This window comes from Pseudomonas sp. TH37 (assembly GCF_016650735.1).
GTDB classification, from domain to species: domain Bacteria; phylum Pseudomonadota; class Gammaproteobacteria; order Pseudomonadales; family Pseudomonadaceae; genus Aquipseudomonas; species Aquipseudomonas farris.
Genome location: NZ_JAEKFD010000015.1, coordinates 90,325 through 108,379 on the forward strand (window position 1 = coordinate 90,325; position 18,055 = coordinate 108,379).

Sequence of the window (18,055 nt, forward strand, 5' to 3'; positions counted from 1 at the left end):
CAACATATCTTTGCACCCTACCCTGCATCGTTGCTTCAAGCGCTGACTGATGACACGTTTCATGCCCGCGCCTAACAACGGCGGGGGCCTGCGAGGCTAATTGGCTGACAACCGTTTCCCATGCCGACGTCGGAAATGCCCTTCAAGCCGCTAGACTGTTGCTGTAGGACACAGTTTGAAATAGTCACTCGGTTGAATAGCCCGGTGCAGCACCTTATATACCCCGCAGTACGCTACATCTTTAGCACGAGGAGATTTCTACAACCATGATGCGCATTTTGCTGTTTTTGGCCACTAACCTGGCGGTCGTGCTGATTGCCAGCATCACCCTGAGCCTTTTCGGCTTCAACGGGTTCATGGCGGCCAACGGGGTTGATCTCAACCTCAATCAGCTGCTGATTTTCTGTGCGGTCTTTGGTTTCGCCGGTTCCCTGTTCTCGCTGTTCATCTCCAAGTGGATGGCGAAAATGAGCACCAGCACCCAGATCATCAGCCAGCCGCGCACCCGGCACGAGCAATGGCTGCTGCAAACTGTCGAGCAATTGTCCCGCGAAGCCGGGATCAAGATGCCCGAAGTCGGGATTTTCCCGGCCTATGAAGCTAACGCCTTCGCCACCGGCTGGAACAAGAACGACGCACTGGTCGCGGTCAGCCAGGGCTTGCTCGAGCGTTTCTCGCCGGATGAAGTGAAAGCCGTTCTGGCCCACGAAATCGGCCACGTGGCCAATGGAGACATGGTCACCCTGGCGTTGATCCAGGGCGTGGTGAACACCTTCGTGATGTTCTTCGCCCGGCTCATCGGTAACTTTGTCGACAAGGTGATCTTCAAGAACGAAGAAGGCCAAGGCATCGCCTACTACGTGGCGACCATCTTCGCCGAACTGGTTCTGGGCATTCTGGCCAGCGCCATCGTCATGTGGTTCTCGCGCAAGCGCGAATTCCGCGCCGATGATGCCGGTGCACGCCTGGCCGGTACCAGCGCAATGATCGGTGCCCTGCAGCGTCTTCGTGCAGAACAAGGGCTGCCGGTGCACATGCCGGACACCCTGAATGCCTTCGGCATCAACGGTGGCCTCAAACAAGGGTTCGCCCGCATGTTCATGAGCCACCCGCCGCTGGAAGAGCGCATCGACGCATTGCGTCGTCGGGGCTGACAGGCTCTGCACTAAAAGAAAAGGCCCGCAGTGATGCGGGCCTTTTTTTGTCTGTTTGATTAGTGCGGTGCTCTTCGGAGCCTCTTCGCGGGCAAGCCTCGCTCACAGGTCTTGTGTCGTTCACATAATCGGCGAATTACACAAAACCTGTGGGAGCGGGCTTGCCCGCGAAGAGGCCAGCAAACTCAACACATATTAATGGCTGGAAACCCGATAAACCCGCTCTTCAAGCCGCGTCACACCGGCCTCAAGAAACTTCCAGCTCTCACCCAGGACGTCCTGGTCTTCCAGAATCTTCAGCGCCCACACATCGCCGAACAACCGTTGCACTTCATCATCAAGCACAGCAAACGGCGGCCCGGCCATTTGCGCCTGGTCGTAATCCAGCGTAATCAAAAGCCCTAAAGAATCCTTCGGCAGAATCCGAATCAGATGAGCCGCGTATTGCTCACGCATCGCCGGCGGCAGGGCAATCAACGCCGCGCGGTCGTACAGCCCGCTGCAGTCGGCGACATCGCCTGCCGTCAACTCGAAGAAATCACCGCACCACAACTCGATCGACCCCGCCCGATAGACCTTGAACGGCCCCTGCTCACTGACGTCCGGGTCAAATTGATGCTCACTGAAGAAATCCTCCACGGCCTTTTCCGACAGCTCAATCCCCAAGACCTCATGTCCTTGATGCGCCAGCCACAACAGATCCAGACTTTTCCCACACAGAGGCACCAGCACGCGAGCGCCCTCTTCCAGGCTCAGCGCTGGCCAGAACCGTTGCAGATAAGGATTCACTTCCGGCAGATGAAAGCCGATCTGATTCGACGCCCATCGCTTGTGCCAAAACTCCGGCTGCATAATTAACCCCGAAAATTCGATCAAAAGACCCTAAAACTTATATTAGATTTAGATCAATGATCTGACTGAAGATGGTGCCATCTTACTCTCAGGAGCTCATTCATGTTCCCCAGCCTGTATATCTCTCATGGCTCCCCGATGCTAGCCCTGGAACCCGGCGCCAGCGGGCCGGCTCTCACGCGCCTGGCCGCGGCATTGCCGAAACCCAAGGCCATCGTGATGGTTTCCGCGCACTGGGAAAGCAGCGAACTGCTGGTCAGCGGCAACCCTCAGCCTGAAACCTGGCACGACTTCGGCGGCTTTCCCCAGGCCTTGTTCGAGGTGCAATACCCGGCTCCCGGCAATCCGCAACTGGCGGCGGAGGTGGTCGAGCTGCTGAAGGCCGATGGTCTACCGGCGCGCGTCGACAGCCAGCGACCGTTCGACCACGGTGTTTGGGTGCCCTTGTCGTTGATGTATCCGCAAGCTGATATCCCGGTGGTGCAGGTCTCGCTGCCCACCCGTGGCGGCCCTGCTCTGCAAACCCGCGTCGGCCATGCCTTGGCCAGTCTGCGCGAGCACGGCGTGCTGTTGATCGGCTCCGGCAGCATCACCCACAACCTGCGCGAACTGGACTGGCACGCCGGCCCGGAAAGCGTCGAACCCTGGGCCAAGGCGTTCCGCGACTGGATGATCGAGAAACTCGAAGCGAACGACGAAGCCGCGTTGCACGACTATCGTCAGCAAGCTCCGAATGCTGTGCGGAACCATCCGAGTGACGAGCATCTGCTGCCGCTGTACTTTGCCCGCGCGGCCGGGGGTGAGTTCAGCATTGCGCATCAGGGTTTCACCATGGGTGCGCTGGGCATGGATATTTACCGCTTTGGCTGACAGGTAGACCGAGTCGTCCTCATCGCGAGCAGGCTCGCTCCCACAGGGAAACGCATTCCAATGTGGGAGCGAGCCTGCTCGCGATGGGGGCGACTCCGCTCAAAAGCCGGGCAGAAACAGCAGGCAAAAAAAATCCCCGAACCAGTCGGGGATTTTTTATGTGCGATCAATCAGCTCGAGAGCGGATTAATCTTCGCGGTAGCGACGCAGCTTCAACTGCTTACCGGCAACGCGAGTGTCCTTCAGCTTGGTCAGGAGTTTCTCCAGACCATCTTCCGGCAGCTCGACGAGGCTGAAGCTGTCACGTACCTGGATGCGGCCGATGGCTTCACGCGCCAAACCGCCTTCATTCAGGATGGCGCCCAGCAGGTTCTTGGCAGCGATACCATCACGCGCACCCAGCGCGGTACGGCAACGAGCACGACCTTCAGCCAATGGAACCGGAGCACGACGCTCACGATCACCACGGTCCGGACGATCACCGGAACGCTCTGGACGATCGCCACGCGGTGCGTTGTTCGGCACCAGTGGACGTTCTTTCTCGATTGCGGCCAGGGTCAGCGCCTGAGCGTTGGTTGCCTTGCGCAGCAGAGCAGCGGCCAGTGCACGCGGGGTGCAACCGATGTCGGCGGTCAGGCGATCCAGCAGATCACCGTGAGTCGATTCGGCATCAGCGACCAGCGGCGACAGGCTGTTGGTCAATTTCTTGATGCGGGCATCAAGAACGGCCTGGGCGTCCGGCAGACGAACTTCGGCAACCTTCTGACCGGTTACACGCTCGATCACTTGCAACATGCGGCGCTCACGCGGAGTCACCAGCAGCAGTGCACGACCTTCGCGACCGGCACGGCCGGTACGGCCGATACGGTGAACGTAGGACTCAGGATCGTACGGCATGTCAACGTTGAACACGTGAGTGATGCGCGGAACGTCCAGACCACGAGCGGCAACGTCGGTCGCCACAACGATGTCCAGACGGCCATCCTTGAGGGATTCGATCACGCGCTCACGCTGGTTCTGAGCAATGTCACCGTTCAGCGCAGCGGCTTTGTAGCCTTTGGCTTCCAGGGCACTGGCCAGGTCCAGGGTCGCTTGCTTGGTGCGCACGAACATGATCAGGGCGTCGAAATCTTCCACTTCCAGCAGGCTCAATACAGCCGAGGTCTTCTGGTCAGCGTGAACCAACAGGTGAGCCTGTTCGATCGCGGTAACGGTCTGAGTCTTGGTCTGGATCTTCACGTGTTGCGGATCGCGCAGATGGCGTTCGGCAATGGCACGGATCGACTGCGGCAGGGTGGCCGAGAACAATACGGTCTGACGGGTAGCAGGCAGGGCCTTGAAGATAACTTCGAGGTCGTCCATGAAACCCAGTTTGAGCATTTCATCAGCTTCGTCGAGAACCAGGTGGTTCACGGTAGCCAGAACTTTTTCGTCACGACGCAGATGGTCGCACAGACGGCCCGGCGTGGCGACAACGATCTGTGCGCCATTACGGATTGCTTTCAGTTGTGGACCCATAGGGGCGCCGCCGTAAACGGCCACAACGGTAACGCCCGGCATTTGCTTGGCGTAGGTTTCGAAAGCGGTTGCTACTTGCAGCGCCAACTCACGGGTTGGCGCCAGGATCAGGGCTTGCGGCTCGCGCTTTGCAGGATCGATGCGGTGCAGGATCGGCAGGGCGAACGCGGCGGTTTTACCCGTACCGGTTTGCGCCTGACCAATCATGTCGTGACCGGCCATGATGATCGGGATCGATTGCTGCTGAATAGCCGAAGGTTCTTCGTAGCCGGTCGCAATGACAGCTGCAAGAATATTCGGATTAAGATTAAAAGCGGCGAAGCCGCCGGTTTCCTGGGTCATGGGTCTGCCTCTAAGTGCATCCGCAAAGACCCATGCTCCAAAGCTGCGCATGCCGTGTAAGACTCAAGAGTCGCCCTGGCTGCTTTGTCGGCGGGGATTTGCGAAAACGAATGAATGAAAAAGATTCGTCAAGGAAGAGTCCGCTGTGCGGACGTGCAGCCGAAGCTGGCTTCGGGGAATTGCGCTACCTAAACGCGGCCCGGTTAAAGGCCGGCGCGCACTATACCGGAATTCGCCCGAAAAGGGAGCTTTTTTTATCGGAAAAAACCGGCGCATACCGTTGTGTCACGGGCTTTGCGGATAATTGTGCGACGGTCTATTTTGCAAAGGCCCGGCCCTGCTGACGATGGCGCTAAAACGGTTCACTCTTGTGACGCAGACCTTCAGTCTGACACCCCCTTCCCCACCCGAGGAAATGTCCCATGAATCAGCCCAGCCCCAGTCGTGTAACCCGTGAACGACACGGTCACGTCCTGATGATCGGCCTGGATCGGGTGGCCAAACGCAATGCCTTCGACCTCGACCTGATCAACGAACTCAGTCTGGCCTATGGCGAGTTCGAGGCCGACAGCGAGGCGCGGGTCGCGGTGGTGTTCGGTCATGGTGAGCATTTCACTGCCGGGCTCGATCTGGTCAGCGCCGGCGCGGCCCTGGCCGAAGGCTGGCAGGCACCGCCCGGTGGCTGCGACCCGTGGGGCGTGCTCGCAGGCCCTCGGGTCAACAAACCGGTGATTGTCGCGGCTCAAGGCTACTGCCTGACCGTTGGCATCGAGTTGATGCTGGCTGCCGACATCAACCTGTGCGCCAGCAATACCCGTTTTGCCCAGAAGGAGGTGCAACGCGGGATCTTCCCGTTCGGCGGCGCCACCTTGCGCCTGCATCAGGTCGCTGGCTGGGGCAATGCCATGCGCTGGCTACTCACCGGCGATGAATTCGACGCCCATGACGCCTTGCATCTGGGGTTGGTGCAGGAAGTCATGGCCAGCGAGGACTTGTTGCCACGGGCAATTGAACTGGCTGAGCGGATTGCCCGGCAGGCACCGTTGGGGGTTCAGGCAACGTTGATGTCTGCCCGGCAGGCGCGTTATGAGGGTGAAATGGCGGCAGCTCAGGCCTTGCCGGCGCTGGTGAAGACATTGCTGAATAGCGAGGACGCCAAGGAGGGTGTGCAGTCGATGATCGAGAAGCGGCCGGGCATCTTCAAAGGGCTTTGAGGGATGTATTGACTATGAGGGCCTCATCGCGGGCAAGCCCGCTCCCACAAGTCCGTGAACGACGCAAATCACTGTGGGAGCGGGCTTGCCCGCGATGAGGCCCTCACAGACGCCGACTTATGTCGCCGGCCGAATCGCCTTGATCAACGACTGCAACGAATACCCCAATCGCGGCGCCAGGCCTTCAGCCCGCGCGATCAGCCCATCCAAATCCAGTTCCTGATCCAGCTCGGACGGCACGATCAGAATCACGTTGCCCTCCTTCACTGGCAGTTCCCAGTAATGCCGGTGATAGAGACCGCGCAACAACGCCGCCCCCAACGGCCGACCATCGTCGGTGGCCCACTGGTTGATCACCAGCCAGCCACCCGGATTCAACCGTTTTTGACAGTTTTCCAGAAAACCCCAGGCCAGATGCCCGACACCCGGCCCGACATCGGTATAGAGGTCGACGAAAATCAGATCGGCCGGTTCAGCCGTTTCGAGTAGCTCCAAGGCATCGCCGACGCGGATGTACAGCCGCGGATCGTCATCCAGCCCGAGGTATTCGATGGCCAGGCGCGGTACATCCGGGCGAAGCTCGATGGCTTCGACATCTTCCAGCGGCAGGAACTTGAGGCAAGCCTGGGTCAGAGTGCCGGCGCCGAGCCCGAGGAACAGCGCGCTTTCCGGCTGTTCGTGGCACAGCGCGCCAATCAGCATGGCGCGGGTGTAATCGTACTCGAGCCAGCTCGGGTCAGCGGTGAACACGCAGCTTTGTTCGATGGCATCACCGAACTCCAGAAAACGGTAATCGGCCACTTCCAGCACGCGAATCACGCCGAACTCGTCCTGTACCTCGGCGAGCAGATGCTCGACGCGCTCCTCAGTCATTTCGTCTCCTGATCGTTACCGGGCCTGCAATGCAGTAAATAGCAGCGCAATAAGACCGCGCGGGTGGCGGCAAAGGCGCGATTGTCCGCGAAGCGACGGGAACAGGTCACGCACTAATTGCTGATAACATAACCGTCCGAGCGTAAAACACTAGAGACTGCAATGAGCCAACCCTGGAGCCCTGACAGCTGGCGCGCCCTGCCGATCCAGCAACAACCTCAATACCCCGACGCGGCGCATTTGCTGCACGTTGAGCAAACCCTGGCGAGCTATCCGCCGCTGGTGTTTGCCGGTGAAGCCCGGGAGTTGCGTCGTCAGTTTGCCGAAGTGACCCAGGGCCGGGCGTTTCTGTTGCAGGGCGGCGACTGCGCCGAAAGCTTCGCCGAATTCTCCGCCGCGAAAATTCGTGACACGTTTAAAGTGTTGCTGCAGATGGCGATCGTTATGACCTTCGCCGCCGGTTGCCCGGTGGTCAAAGTCGGACGCATGGCCGGCCAGTTTGCCAAACCCCGTTCGGCCAACGATGAAACCATCAACGGCGTGACGCTGCCGGCCTACCGTGGCGACATCGTCAACGGCATCGGTTTCGACGAAAAAAGCCGTGTGCCGGACCCGGAACGTCTGCTGCAGTCTTATCACCAGTCCACCGCGACCCTGAACCTGCTGCGCGCCTTTGCCCAGGGTGGCTTTGCCGACCTGCATCAGGTGCACAAGTGGAACCTGGACTTCATCGCCAACTCGGCGCTGGCCGAGAAGTACAGCCACTTGGCCGATCGTATCGATGAAACCCTGGCCTTCATGCGCGCTTGCGGCATGGACAGCTCGCCGCAACTGCGCGAAACCAGTTTCTTCACCGCCCATGAAGCGTTGCTGCTGAACTACGAAGAAGCCTTCGTGCGTCGCGACAGCCTGACCAACGACTACTACGACTGCTCGGCCCACATGCTGTGGATCGGCGACCGTACCCGTCAGCTCGACGGCGCGCATGTCGAATTCCTGCGTGGGGTGCACAACCCGATCGGCGTGAAGGTCGGCCCGAGCATGAACCCTGAAGACCTGATTCGCCTGATCGATGTGCTCAACCCGGACAACGACCCGGGTCGCCTGAACCTGATTGCGCGGATGGGCGCGAACAAGGTCGGCGATCACCTGCCACAGCTGATCCGCGCGGTGCAGCGTGAAGGCAAGCAGGTGCTTTGGAGTTCCGACCCGATGCACGGCAACACCATCAAGGCCAGCAGCGGCTACAAGACCCGCGACTTCGCACAGATTCTTGGCGAGGTGAAGCAGTTCTTCCAGGTTCACGAGGCAGAAGGCAGTTATGCCGGCGGCATCCACATCGAAATGACCGGGCAAAATGTCACCGAATGCATCGGCGGTGCGCGGCCGATTACCGAGGATGGCTTGTCGGACCGTTACCACACCCACTGCGACCCACGGATGAATGCCGATCAGTCGCTGGAATTGGCATTTTTGATTGCTGAAACCCTGAAGCAGGTTCGGCGGTGAGTCAGTAGGTTTTTTATTACCTGACAGGCCGCCATCGCGGGCAAGCCCGCTCCCACAATGACCGCGCCGTTCACAAATTATGTGTCTGGCACAAACCCTGTGGGAGCGGGCTTGCCCGCGATGGCGTCAGCTCAATCACCACCAATCTGTGCCAATGCCACCCGCAATCTTGCCGCACTCGCCCGCGGGCAATTCAACTGAATCTGCCCCAGCCCCAACCAATCCGCCATCTGCCGCAGATTGACCGCCAACGCCAACATCCCCGCCTCATCCAGCCCCGGCTCTTCCTCATGCACGGCATGCACCGCCAACCGCCCCAACGCTCGCTCGGCACGCAAGTCGACCCGCGCGGCAATCCGCTCATGGTGCAAAAACGGCAATACGTAATACCCATAGACGCGCTTGTGCTGCGGCGTATAAATCTCCAGCCGATAACGGAAATCGAACAATCGCTCGGTACGGCTGCGCTCCCAGATCAGCGAATCGAATGGTGAAAGCAGTGCACTGGCCTCGACCTTGCGCGGTACTTTCGGCTCTGCCAGGCAATAGGCCGGTTGCCGCCAGCCTTCAACCTCACACACCAGCAGATCACCCGCCTCGACCAGCTCCGCCAGACGCGGCCGGCTATCGGCAGGGCTCAAGCGAAAATAATCCCGCAGGTCCTTTTCCGTACCGACAGCCAAAGCCGTGGCGGCGTGCAGTAATAGGCCGCGCTGAGCCTCGGCCTCGCTAAGCAAAGGCTGTTGAAGTATCACCGAAGGAATTACCCGCTCCGGCAAATCATAAAGCCGTTCGAACCCGCGCCGACCGGCCACGGTCACTTCACCGGCAGCGAACAACCATTCCAGCGCATGCTTTTCCGCGCTCCAGTCCCACCACGGCCCTGCCCGCTCCTGCCGGGTCGACAAGCTGCCCGCCCCCAGCGCACCGAGTTCCTGAACCGACGCCAAAACGCGGCGAATCGTGTCTTGCTGCTCACGACCGAAACGCGCCAGTTGTTGATAGATGTCTTCGCCGCGGGTCGCACGCTGCATGCGCCAGCGCATCAAGGGGTACATCGACAAGGGCAACAACGACGCTTCATGGCCCCAGTACTCGAACAACGTGCGTCGACGGCCCTGACTCCAGGCAGCCTGATCGAGCAAGTCGGATGAATAATTGCCAAGACGGGAAAACAAGGGAAGGTAGTGCGAACGCACCAACGCATTGACCGAATCGATCTGCAGAATGCCCAGACGTTCGATCAGCCGATTGAGCTGAATCGGTTTGATCGCCGCTGGCGGCTGGCGCCCGTTGAACCCTTGGGCAGCCAGCGCCAGACGCCGAGCCTGTTTGAGGGAAAAAGGCAGTGTGGCGGGCATGAGCATCTCCTTGTCTGCTCGCAACCTACCTCACCCGCAAGTGGTTTGTGTAGCGATGGCATCATCATTTATGCATCGGATCATCCCAGAACGGTCTTACCGTCTCATGCTCCACATCCGCACGGCTCACGCCGATATCCTTCAATGCTTCATCGCTCAAGCTCGCCAACATTTCACGTTCACGGTGAAGTTCGTACCAGCGACTAAACTTGTGCAGCAGATCGGATACCGCGTGGATTGAGAATTTTTGTTCCGTTACATGCTCGTTATGACCTTTCATCGTATTACCCTCCTTTTGGGATGGCTCAAGTCTCGCGCCAGCGATAAGATCAATCCAACGAATGTTTCTGATGGCATACATCTCGGAGATTGATGAATGTCCGCTTACCCCAGTATCGACACCGATGTACTGCGCACCTTCGTCGCGATCGCCGATCAGGGCGGTTTTACCCGCGCCGGTGAAATGGTCAACCGCACTCAGTCGGCGGTGAGCATGCAGATGAAACGCCTGGAAGAAGACGTGTTGCAGCGCCAGCTGTTCGAACGCGACGGGCGCCAGGTCAAGCTGACCGCCGAAGGCCAGGTATTGCTGGGCTATGCGCGGCGCATCCTCAAACTCCACAGCGAAGTGTTCAATACCCTGCGTGAGCCGCATATGGTCGGCACCGTGCGCATCGGCACGCCCGATGATTACGTCATGCGCTTTCTGCCAGGCATCCTGTCGCGCTTTGCACAGTTCTACCCGCTGATCCAGATCGAGGTTCATTGCGAATCGACCCGGCAACTGTTGCAGCGCCAGGACCTGGACCTGTCCATCGTTACCCGCGAGCCAGGTAACGAGATTGGCCAACTGCTGCGCAAGGAGCGTTTTGTCTGGGCCGAAGCTCAATGCTTCAGCGCCCATGAACAAACGCCGCTGCCGTTGGCGATGTTCAACAGTGATTGCTTCTGTCGCCTCTGGGCGTGCAATGCCCTGGATGCCATGGGCCGCGACTACCGGATTGCCTACAACAGCTCCAGCCTGTCGGCGTTGATGGCCGTGGTCAGCGCGGGCCTGGCGATCACCGCGCAGCTGGAAAGCCTGATCACACCGGACATGCGCATCCTTGGCGCCAACGAAGACCTGCCACTGTTGCCGGAAGCCAGCATCATGCTGATCCGCAACCTGAACAACCCTTCGCCGATCACCGAATGCCTGGCCGAGCACATCGTCGAAGGCTTCAAACTTTAAACGCGAGCATCACCGCACAGACCACCAGAAAACCACAGAACAGCCCGCGCAGGAGCCGCTCCGGCAATGCGTGGGCAATTCTCACGCCCCAACTGATGCTCATTAGTCCACCGACCGCCAACGGCACACCGATCGCCCAATGCACCTGATCGTGTAACGCATAAGTCGCCAGGGTAACGCCCGTACTCGGCAACGCCAGCGCCAGCGCCAACCCTTGAGCAACCACTTGAGTGGTACCAAACAGGCTGGTCAACACCGGCGTTGCCACCACTGCTCCGCCCACTCCAAACAGTCCGCCCATGGTCCCGGAAGCCGCGCCGAGCACCCCCAGCCACGGCCAGGAATAGCGCATCTGCGAAGAGGCCGGTACGTTGGTGGTGAACATTCGCATCAGGTTGTAGGCCGACAGCGCGATCAGAAAAGCGACGAAGCCCAAGCGCATGGTTTGCGCATCGATACCCACCGCCCAGATCGAACCGATCCAGGCAAAACAGAACCCCATCGAGGCCAGTGGCAGCGCATGCCGTAATTCGATGCGATTGCGCTGGTGATAGCGCCACAGCGCCAGCATCACGTTCGGCACCACCATCACCAGCGCGGTGCCTTGGGCGATCTGCTGATCAAGACCGAACCACACGCCCAGCAGCGGGATCGCGACCAACCCGCCCCCAATGCCGAACAGGCCGCCGAGGGTTCCCAAGGCCGCACCAAAAACCAGATACAACATGAACTCAATCACAGGCGATTTCCTTTTGTGAGGTTGTTCATCCTACGCAGTCGGCTCTGGCGGGGAAACGCACAGCAACGCACAATGGCTATGCCAATTTCGCACAAGCGCCGAGGAACCATGAACCCCAATCAATTGACCGAACAACTTGGCCTGTTTCTCGATGTGCTGGAAAGCGGCAGTTTTTCCGCCGCGTCACGACGCCATCCATTGACGCCTTCGGCCGTGGCACGACGCATCGACAGCCTGGAAAGCGCCGTTGGCAGCCAGTTGTTCATTCGCAGCACCCATGCCGTGCGCGCCACCCCGGCCGGGCTGGCTTTTGCTGAGCGTGCGCGTCGGATCGTCGCTGAACTGCGCCTGGCCCGGGCGGAAGCGGTGTCTCTTAGCAGTGCGCCGGAAGGCTTGATTCGGGTGGATGCGCCGGCAGCCTTCGGACGCCGACACTTGGCGCCGGTGATTGCCGATTTCCTGACGCTTTACCCTGGCCTGGACGTGCAATTGCACCTGATCGACAGCTTTGTCGACATGCAGGGCTCGAACCTGGGCAAAGTCGATCTGGTGTTGCGTGCCGGGCAGATGGCCGACACCCGGCTGGTGGCGACGCCGCTGGCGAGCATGGTGCGCATCGCCTGCGCCAGCCCCGATTACCTGCAACGCCGTGGCGTGCCGACCGCCCCTGCGCAGCTGGTTGACCATGATGGCCTCGACTGGGAGGGCCTGGCTCCGCCGTTCGCCTGGCGCTTCGAGCGTGATGGGCAGATGCACTTGCACCGGCCAGCGCGAATCCGCATGAGCGCCAACAATGCCGAGGCGCTGGTCTGCGGCGCACTGGCCGGGTTGGGCATCGCCCACTTGCCGACCTGGCTGGCCAGCGAATATTTACTACGTGGCGAACTGCTGCCGCTGTTCTGCGAAAACGGTCTGCCAAAACCGGAAAGCACCGGCATTTATGCGTTGCGCCTGGAGCAGCAACCCAGTTCGCGCAGCCGCTTGTTGCTGGAATACCTGAAGACCCGTTTCAGCCCCATCCCGCCGTGGGATCTGGCGCTGCAAACCAACCTGGACCGCCACTAGTCCAGAATTATCTGGCGCATTAAAGATTCGCCCGCTAGATTCATGACGATCACTGATCAAGGCTTTGAAATGAACACCGAGCGCAACACTCCGGATAACTGCGACGACCTGCTGCTGGACAATCAGGTCTGCTTCGCCCTGCATTCCACCTCGCTGCTGATGACCAAGGTCTACAAGCCGCTGCTGCTAGCGCTGGGCCTGACCTATCCGCAGTACCTGGCGATGATGGTGTTGTGGGAAAAGGATGGGCTGACGGTCGGCGAAATCAGCACCCGACTGCTGACCGATCCCGGTTCCCTCACCCCGCTGCTCAAACGCCTGGAAGCCGAAGGCCTGCTGAGCCGCACCCGCAGCCGTGAAGACGAACGGGTGGTGATTGTCGAACTCACCGAGCAAGGCCGTGCACTGCGAGACAAGGCACGGGGCATTCCCCAGTGCGTCCTCGGCGCCAGCGGACAAACGCTGGAACAGCTGAAGAAGCTGCAAGCGGATCTTCAAGCACTGCGTAGTCATCTGCAAGACAGCCTCTGACCTCAAAACACCCCAGATCCCCTGTGGGAGCGGGCTTGCTCGCGAAAGCGGTTTATCATTCAGTATTAGTGCTGGCTGACAGTCCGCTTTCGCGAGCAAGCCCGCTCCCACATTTATTTTGTGGTGTCCTTTCCCTCTCGTTCGCCTCCCTTCCTCGAAAAAAATTCCCCGCAAAAATCCCGCCTCGACAGCTCTAACTCAATACTTTTAGTCGAGCACGTTCACTTCGGGTCAAATTTTCTTCAAAATTTATCTTGCGCACTAAATACTTGCGAGCTACATTAACCTCACACTTACTTAGCGCGCAAACATTTAGCGCAAAAACATCAAAATCCGAATGAGGCTCACACCATGCAAACTCTCTACACCGCAATCGCAACCTCCACCGGTGGCCGTGATGGTCGTGCGATTTCCAGCGACAACATCCTCGACGTCAAACTCGCCACCCCGAAAGAACTCGGTGGTGCTGGCGGCGCAGCAACCAACCCTGAACAACTGTTCGCAGCCGGCTACTCCGCCTGCTTCATCGGCGCGCTGAAATTCGTCGCCAGCCAGACCAAACGCAAAATCCCGGACGACGCGTCGATCACCGCCCATGTCGGCATCGGCCAGATCCCTGGCGGTTTCGGTCTGGACATCGACCTGCACATCAGCCTGCCGGGTCTTGAGCAAGCCGATGCACAAAGCCTGGTCGAAGCTGCCCACCAGGTTTGCCCGTACTCCAACGCCACCCGTGGCAACGTCGATGTGCGCCTGCACGTTACCGTCTAACTGCTGACTCCAAGGTCGAACAGAAAATGAATATGAACACTTTCAGCAAAGTCTTGACCGGTACTCTTCTCGCCCTGTCCATCAACAGTGCATTCGCAGGCAATGGGGTTGAACACACCACCCAGGCGTTCCTCGATGTACTGAATGCCGGAACCGGCAAACCGATGGAACAGCTCACGCCAGCCGAAGCCCGTGCGGTGTTGGTGGGTGCGCAGGCCGGGGTGAAACTGACGCTGCCCAAAGCCGATGTCAGCGAGAAGACCATCCAGGTCGACGGCCAACCGATCAGCCTGACCATCGTTCGGCCGGCCGGAGTCAAAGGCGAGCTGCCGGTGTTCATGTTCTTTCACGGCGGTGGTTGGGTGCTGGGGGACTTCCCGACCCACGAACGACTGGTTCGCGACTTGGTAACGGGTTCGGGCGCGGCGGCGGTATTCGTGAATTACACCCCGTCGCCAGAAGCGCATTACCCGGTGGCGATCAACCAGGCCTACGCCGCGACGAAGTGGGTGGCCGAGCACGGTAAAGAGATCAACGTCGACGGCAAACGTCTGGCCGTGGCGGGTAACAGCGTCGGTGGCAACATGGCGGCTGTGGTTGCGCTGATGGCCAAAGACAAAGGCACGCCGGCGATCAAATTCCAGGTGTTGTTGTGGCCGGTGACTGACGCCAGCTTCGAGACGGCGTCTTACAACCAGTTCGCCGAGGGGCACTTCCTCACCAAAAACATGATGAAGTGGTTCTGGGACAACTACACCACCGACGCCAAACAACGGAACGAGATCTACGCCTCACCGCTGCGAGCGACCACCGCGCAACTCAAAGGCTTGCCACCCGCGCTGGTGCAGACGGCCAGCGCCGATGTCCTGCGCGATGAAGGTGAAGCCTACGCCCGCAAACTCGACGAGGCGGGTGTACCGGTCACGGCGGTGCGCTACAACGGCATGATCCACGACTACGGTTTGCTCAACGTAGTGAGCCAGGTGCCCGCGGTGCGCTCGGCCATGCTGCAAGCGTCCGAAGAACTCAAGCAACACCTGAAATAACGCTCCTACAGGATTGGGGGTAACGCAGCAAAAGATCGCAGCCTCGTTTCACTCGACAGCTCCTACATGGTTTCGTATTCCCCTGTAGGAACTGTCGAGTGAAACGAGGCTGCGATTCTTTGATCTTGATCTTCGGCCACAAAAAAGCCCGACTCAATGGTCGGGCTTTTTCATTCCTGAAGCTGTGCTTATTTAGCACGGCCTTTGTAGGAACCGCCTTCGCGGGTATCGATCTCGATCATGTCGCCGATTTCGATGAAGTCAGCAACCGACAGTTCGGTACCGTTCTTCAGTTTGGCAGGCTTCATCACCTTGCCGGAAGTGTCACCGCGAGCGGAACCTTCGGTGTAGTCAACCTGACGCACGATGGTGGTCGGCAGTTCTACGGAAACCAGACGCTCTTCGAAGAAGATCGCTTCGCAAACATCGGTCATGCCTTCTTCAACGAAAGGCAGAACGGCTTCGATGTCTTCAGCGTTCAGCTCGTACATGGTGTAGTCGGTGGTGTCCATGAACGTGTAGGTGTCGCCGCTGATGAAGGACAGGGTCGCTTCTTTGCGGTCGAGGATTACGTCGTCCAGCTTGTCGTCGGCGCTGTAAACGATCTCGGTCTTGTAACCGGTCAGCAGGTTTTTCAGCTTGGTCTTCATGATCGCGCTGTTACGACCCGACTTGGTGAATTCAGCTTTCTGAACCAGCCAAGGATCGTTTTCGAGACGGATCACGGTACCGGGTTTCAGTTCTTTACCAGTTTTCATTGCGAATATCCGAATTTGGATGGGATTTACAAAAATCTAGGCCGCGTATCATATCCAATTTAGGTAAAACTGTACCAGCGCTGCGGCAAGATCTGCCTGCAAGGCTTGTTCCAGACACCATGTCTCGGCATGTTTTTCCAGTTCAGGCCAATGTTTGCGGGTTGATTTCCAGTGATCAGTCATTGTCTCACCTGCATTCCATGCCCGCCATAGACCGCTGATCGCCTCGCGGGCAGGCTCGGACAGGCCTTGGGTGTACAGAGCCAGGAAAGCATCGAGCTTGTCCAGATGGATATCTTCGTCCTGCCGATAGATGTGCCAGAGCAGCGGACGACCTGCCCATTGAGCGCGGACAAAGGAGTCTTCACCACGCACGGCGTTGAAATCGCAGCTCCACAGCAGCAGGTCATATTGATCCTGTCGGACGAATGGCAGCACTTGCACGGTCAAGGCGTCGCGCACATGCACCGCCCCGGCCTTCAGCCCATCCACCCCGAGCCAGCGTTCGACGTCGCCAAGAATCCGGCCTTCGGGTACCAGCAGATGAGTCGGCGTCGAGTCGGCCGTCATCGTGTCCAGCCAACTGGCCAGCCCGGTATTTTCGTAGGCAAACAGCGAGATCAGTTGTGCATTCGGCGCGCGATCAATTCCCAGGCCTTGCAGGAATTCTCGCTGAGCTTGCGGGCTTTGCTGAAACTGCCGACGCTGCTCCAGCAATCCGCTTTCACGTAGCAAGCCACCGGTGCCCTTGCGAAAGCCCGGGAAGAAAAAGAACTTCTGCACGTTCTTGTACTTCACCGACGGCAAGCCGTGGCAGCCGACGACCCAGTCTTCAGCACTCAGATAATCGAGGTTCATCCACAGCGGCGGCTTTTCCCGTTCGGCCATGGCCTCCATGTAGGCACTCGGCAACTGGCAGGCGAATGCGGCGATGACGACATCAGCGGCTTCAGTGGGTTGCCAGTCGGCCGACCACTGTCGCACCTCGACGCCCTGCTGCCATTGCTGCGCAGCGTTGATATCGATTTGCGGACACAAACGCTCAAAGGCCCGCAGGTCATCGACCCACAAGCGCACCGTCGCGCCATGTTCGGCCACCAGCTGTCGGGCCAGACGCCAGGTCACACCGATGTCGCCGAAGTTGTCGACCACGGTGCAAAAAATATCCCAGCGGGTTTTCATTTCAGGCATTCCAGGCTCCCGTTGGCAAAGGCGCCGATTGTCCGCATAAATTACCCCGCGCAGAAGAGCCGACGGCGATTAATCTTCATGCGACAATCGCCACTTGCCCGCGACTACCCGCCAGGAGGCAGTAATGCCCTACCGTCCCAACCCGCGCCGTCCCTTGCCGATCCAGTTTAATGCGCTGCAACTGACCGGCAGCATTGCCCTCGGTTTGTGGCTGGGATTCATCGCGATCGCACTGACCTGCTGGCTCGCCTGGCGCCTGTTGTTCAACGAACAATTAGCGCCCTTGGCCCAGGCGGTGGAACAACTGGCCAAGCCACCGGTGATTGAGCAACCTGCCCAACCTGCCCCGCAGAGCCCGATGTTCGAGCAGTACGAGGACCATCTGCGCAGGAATGAACAGCAGCAAATGGTGGAACAGGCCAGAAGCAGCAAACACAATCTGTCCAATCCAAAATGCCAGTTCTGGCTGCAGCAGAATCAAACTGCGCCGAGCGAAAAAAGCCGCGCCAACGTCCTGCAATTCTGCGATTGATCATGAAGCTCTCTATGCACAAGCCGACCGTCCACCAACTGATTATCGACAAGCTGCGGATCGATCTCGACATCGCCGAGCGGGCCGCGCAAACCGCTTACGAAACCGCGACCCACGAAGAAAACATAGCCGAAAACAAGTACGACACGTTGGGGCTGGAGGCGTCTTACCTGGCGGCCGGACAGGCCAAACGAGTGGAAGAAATCAGGCAGTCATTGACCCTTTGCCAGAACCTGACATTACGGCCTTATGACGATCAGCGCGGTATCGAGGTCGGCGCCCTGCTCGGTCTGGAAGACGAAAAGGGACGCGAGCAATGGCTGTTCCTGGCCCCTGACGCGGCCGGGCTGAAGATTGATCTGGTGGGGCAACTGATTACCGTCATCACCCCTCGCTCACCGCTGGGCAAAAGCCTGCTGGGCAAGTTCGAAGGGGATGAAGTGGAGATTCTGGTGGCGGGCGCTCGGCAACAGTTTTCTGTCACCGAGGTGATCTAGA

At 59.1% G+C, this 18,055-nt stretch carries 19 protein-coding genes; 11 read left to right on the plus strand and 8 right to left on the minus strand.

The features are described from left to right. Positions 1 to 266 precede the first annotated feature (266 nt). Positions 267 to 1,154 carry a protease HtpX gene (gene htpX / locus JFU11_RS26985; protein ID WP_201062651.1) on the plus strand — a complete coding sequence of 296 codons (888 nt, stop codon included), beginning with the start codon at positions 267 to 269 and terminating at the stop codon, positions 1,152 to 1,154. A 195-nt stretch (positions 1,155 to 1,349) separates the two neighbouring features. Here the strand turns inward: htpX and JFU11_RS26990 are convergent, their stop codons facing one another. Then, entirely contained in the window at positions 1,350 to 2,006 is a 657-nt protein-coding gene (locus tag JFU11_RS26990; protein ID WP_123723197.1) for a thiopurine S-methyltransferase, read from the minus strand. 102 nt (positions 2,007 to 2,108) lie between these two features. On the opposite strand from JFU11_RS26990, the gene JFU11_RS26995 reads away from it, so the two are divergent. Beyond that, positions 2,109 to 2,876: a class III extradiol ring-cleavage dioxygenase gene (locus JFU11_RS26995; protein ID WP_123723196.1), complete on the plus strand. Its 768-nt coding sequence runs from the start codon at positions 2,109 to 2,111 to the stop codon at positions 2,874 to 2,876. 186 nt (positions 2,877 to 3,062) lie between these two features. Here JFU11_RS26995 and JFU11_RS27000 read toward each other — a convergent pair whose 3' ends face one another. Then, entirely contained in the window at positions 3,063 to 4,736 is a 1,674-nt protein-coding gene (locus tag JFU11_RS27000) for a DEAD/DEAH box helicase (protein WP_007899905.1), read from the minus strand. A gap of 422 nt (positions 4,737 to 5,158) precedes the next feature. Here JFU11_RS27000 and JFU11_RS27005 point away from each other — a divergent pair, with 422 nt between their 5' ends. Beyond that, positions 5,159 to 5,950 (plus strand): crotonase/enoyl-CoA hydratase family protein, encoded by a 792-nt coding sequence (locus JFU11_RS27005; protein ID WP_123723195.1) that lies wholly within the window; start codon positions 5,159 to 5,161, stop codon positions 5,948 to 5,950. 117 nt (positions 5,951 to 6,067) lie between these two features. On the opposite strand, the gene JFU11_RS27010 is transcribed toward JFU11_RS27005, so the two are convergent. Beyond that, positions 6,068 to 6,823: a spermidine synthase gene (locus JFU11_RS27010; protein ID WP_038982217.1), complete on the minus strand. Its 756-nt coding sequence runs from the start codon at positions 6,821 to 6,823 to the stop codon at positions 6,068 to 6,070. 162 nt (positions 6,824 to 6,985) lie between these two features. On the opposite strand from JFU11_RS27010, the gene JFU11_RS27015 reads away from it, so the two are divergent. Beyond that, positions 6,986 to 8,332, plus strand: coding sequence for a 3-deoxy-7-phosphoheptulonate synthase class II (locus JFU11_RS27015; protein WP_008009408.1), 1,347 nt, complete (start codon positions 6,986 to 6,988; stop codon positions 8,330 to 8,332). Between the two features lie 131 nt (positions 8,333 to 8,463). Here JFU11_RS27015 and JFU11_RS27020 read toward each other — a convergent pair whose 3' ends face one another. Both JFU11_RS27020 and JFU11_RS27025 read right to left on the minus strand, forming a co-directional pair. Next, positions 8,464 to 9,693: a winged helix-turn-helix domain-containing protein gene (locus JFU11_RS27020; protein ID WP_201062653.1), complete on the minus strand. Its 1,230-nt coding sequence runs from the start codon at positions 9,691 to 9,693 to the stop codon at positions 8,464 to 8,466. A gap of 64 nt (positions 9,694 to 9,757) precedes the next feature. Beyond that, positions 9,758 to 9,973: a DUF1127 domain-containing protein gene (locus JFU11_RS27025; RefSeq protein WP_032835366.1), complete on the minus strand. Its 216-nt coding sequence runs from the start codon at positions 9,971 to 9,973 to the stop codon at positions 9,758 to 9,760. 96 nt (positions 9,974 to 10,069) lie between these two features. On the opposite strand from JFU11_RS27025, the gene JFU11_RS27030 reads away from it, so the two are divergent. Further along, the gene (locus tag JFU11_RS27030) at positions 10,070 to 10,924 is read left to right on the plus strand and encodes a LysR substrate-binding domain-containing protein (protein WP_007899911.1); all 855 of its coding nucleotides are present in this window, start codon (positions 10,070 to 10,072) and stop codon (positions 10,922 to 10,924) included. Here JFU11_RS27030 and JFU11_RS27035 read toward each other — a convergent pair. Further along, positions 10,914 to 11,663, minus strand: coding sequence for a sulfite exporter TauE/SafE family protein (locus tag JFU11_RS27035; protein WP_201062655.1), 750 nt, complete (start codon positions 11,661 to 11,663; stop codon positions 10,914 to 10,916). The genes JFU11_RS27030 and JFU11_RS27035 overlap by 11 nt on opposite strands. A 108-nt stretch (positions 11,664 to 11,771) precedes the next feature. Here JFU11_RS27035 and JFU11_RS27040 point away from each other — a divergent pair, with 108 nt between their 5' ends. The 4 genes from JFU11_RS27040 to JFU11_RS27055 all read left to right on the plus strand — a co-directional run bounded on the left by JFU11_RS27040 (position 11,772) and on the right by JFU11_RS27055 (position 15,076). Continuing rightward, the gene (locus JFU11_RS27040; RefSeq protein ID WP_201062657.1) at positions 11,772 to 12,728 is read left to right on the plus strand and encodes a LysR family transcriptional regulator; all 957 of its coding nucleotides are present in this window, start codon (positions 11,772 to 11,774) and stop codon (positions 12,726 to 12,728) included. 69 nt (positions 12,729 to 12,797) lie between these two features. After that, the gene (locus JFU11_RS27045; protein ID WP_201062684.1) at positions 12,798 to 13,259 is read left to right on the plus strand and encodes a MarR family transcriptional regulator; all 462 of its coding nucleotides are present in this window, start codon (positions 12,798 to 12,800) and stop codon (positions 13,257 to 13,259) included. A 351-nt stretch (positions 13,260 to 13,610) separates the two neighbouring features. Further along, positions 13,611 to 14,030, plus strand: coding sequence for an organic hydroperoxide resistance protein (locus tag JFU11_RS27050; protein ID WP_052964019.1), 420 nt, complete (start codon positions 13,611 to 13,613; stop codon positions 14,028 to 14,030). Between the two features lie 32 nt (positions 14,031 to 14,062). Next, on the plus strand, positions 14,063 to 15,076 hold the full coding sequence (locus JFU11_RS27055; protein ID WP_201062659.1) for an alpha/beta hydrolase: 1,014 nt from the start codon (positions 14,063 to 14,065) through the stop codon (positions 15,074 to 15,076). 188 nt (positions 15,077 to 15,264) lie between these two features. Here the strand turns inward: JFU11_RS27055 and JFU11_RS27060 are convergent, their stop codons facing one another. Next, on the minus strand, positions 15,265 to 15,834 hold the full coding sequence (locus tag JFU11_RS27060; RefSeq protein ID WP_007943632.1) for an elongation factor P: 570 nt from the start codon (positions 15,832 to 15,834) through the stop codon (positions 15,265 to 15,267). Positions 15,835 to 15,882: 48 nt separating this feature from the next. Next, entirely contained in the window at positions 15,883 to 17,025 is a 1,143-nt protein-coding gene (earP, locus tag JFU11_RS27065; protein WP_201062661.1) for an elongation factor P maturation arginine rhamnosyltransferase EarP, read from the minus strand. Between the two features lie 124 nt (positions 17,026 to 17,149). On the opposite strand from earP, the gene JFU11_RS27070 reads away from it, so the two are divergent. Together JFU11_RS27070 and JFU11_RS27075 are read left to right on the plus strand one after the other, a co-directional pair. Then, on the plus strand, positions 17,150 to 17,557 hold the full coding sequence (locus JFU11_RS27070) for a hypothetical protein (RefSeq protein WP_123723191.1): 408 nt from the start codon (positions 17,150 to 17,152) through the stop codon (positions 17,555 to 17,557). A gap of 14 nt (positions 17,558 to 17,571) precedes the next feature. Beyond that, positions 17,572 to 18,054 (plus strand): GreA/GreB family elongation factor, encoded by a 483-nt coding sequence (locus tag JFU11_RS27075; RefSeq protein WP_052964027.1) that lies wholly within the window; start codon positions 17,572 to 17,574, stop codon positions 18,052 to 18,054. Position 18,055: the final 1 nt, after the last annotated feature.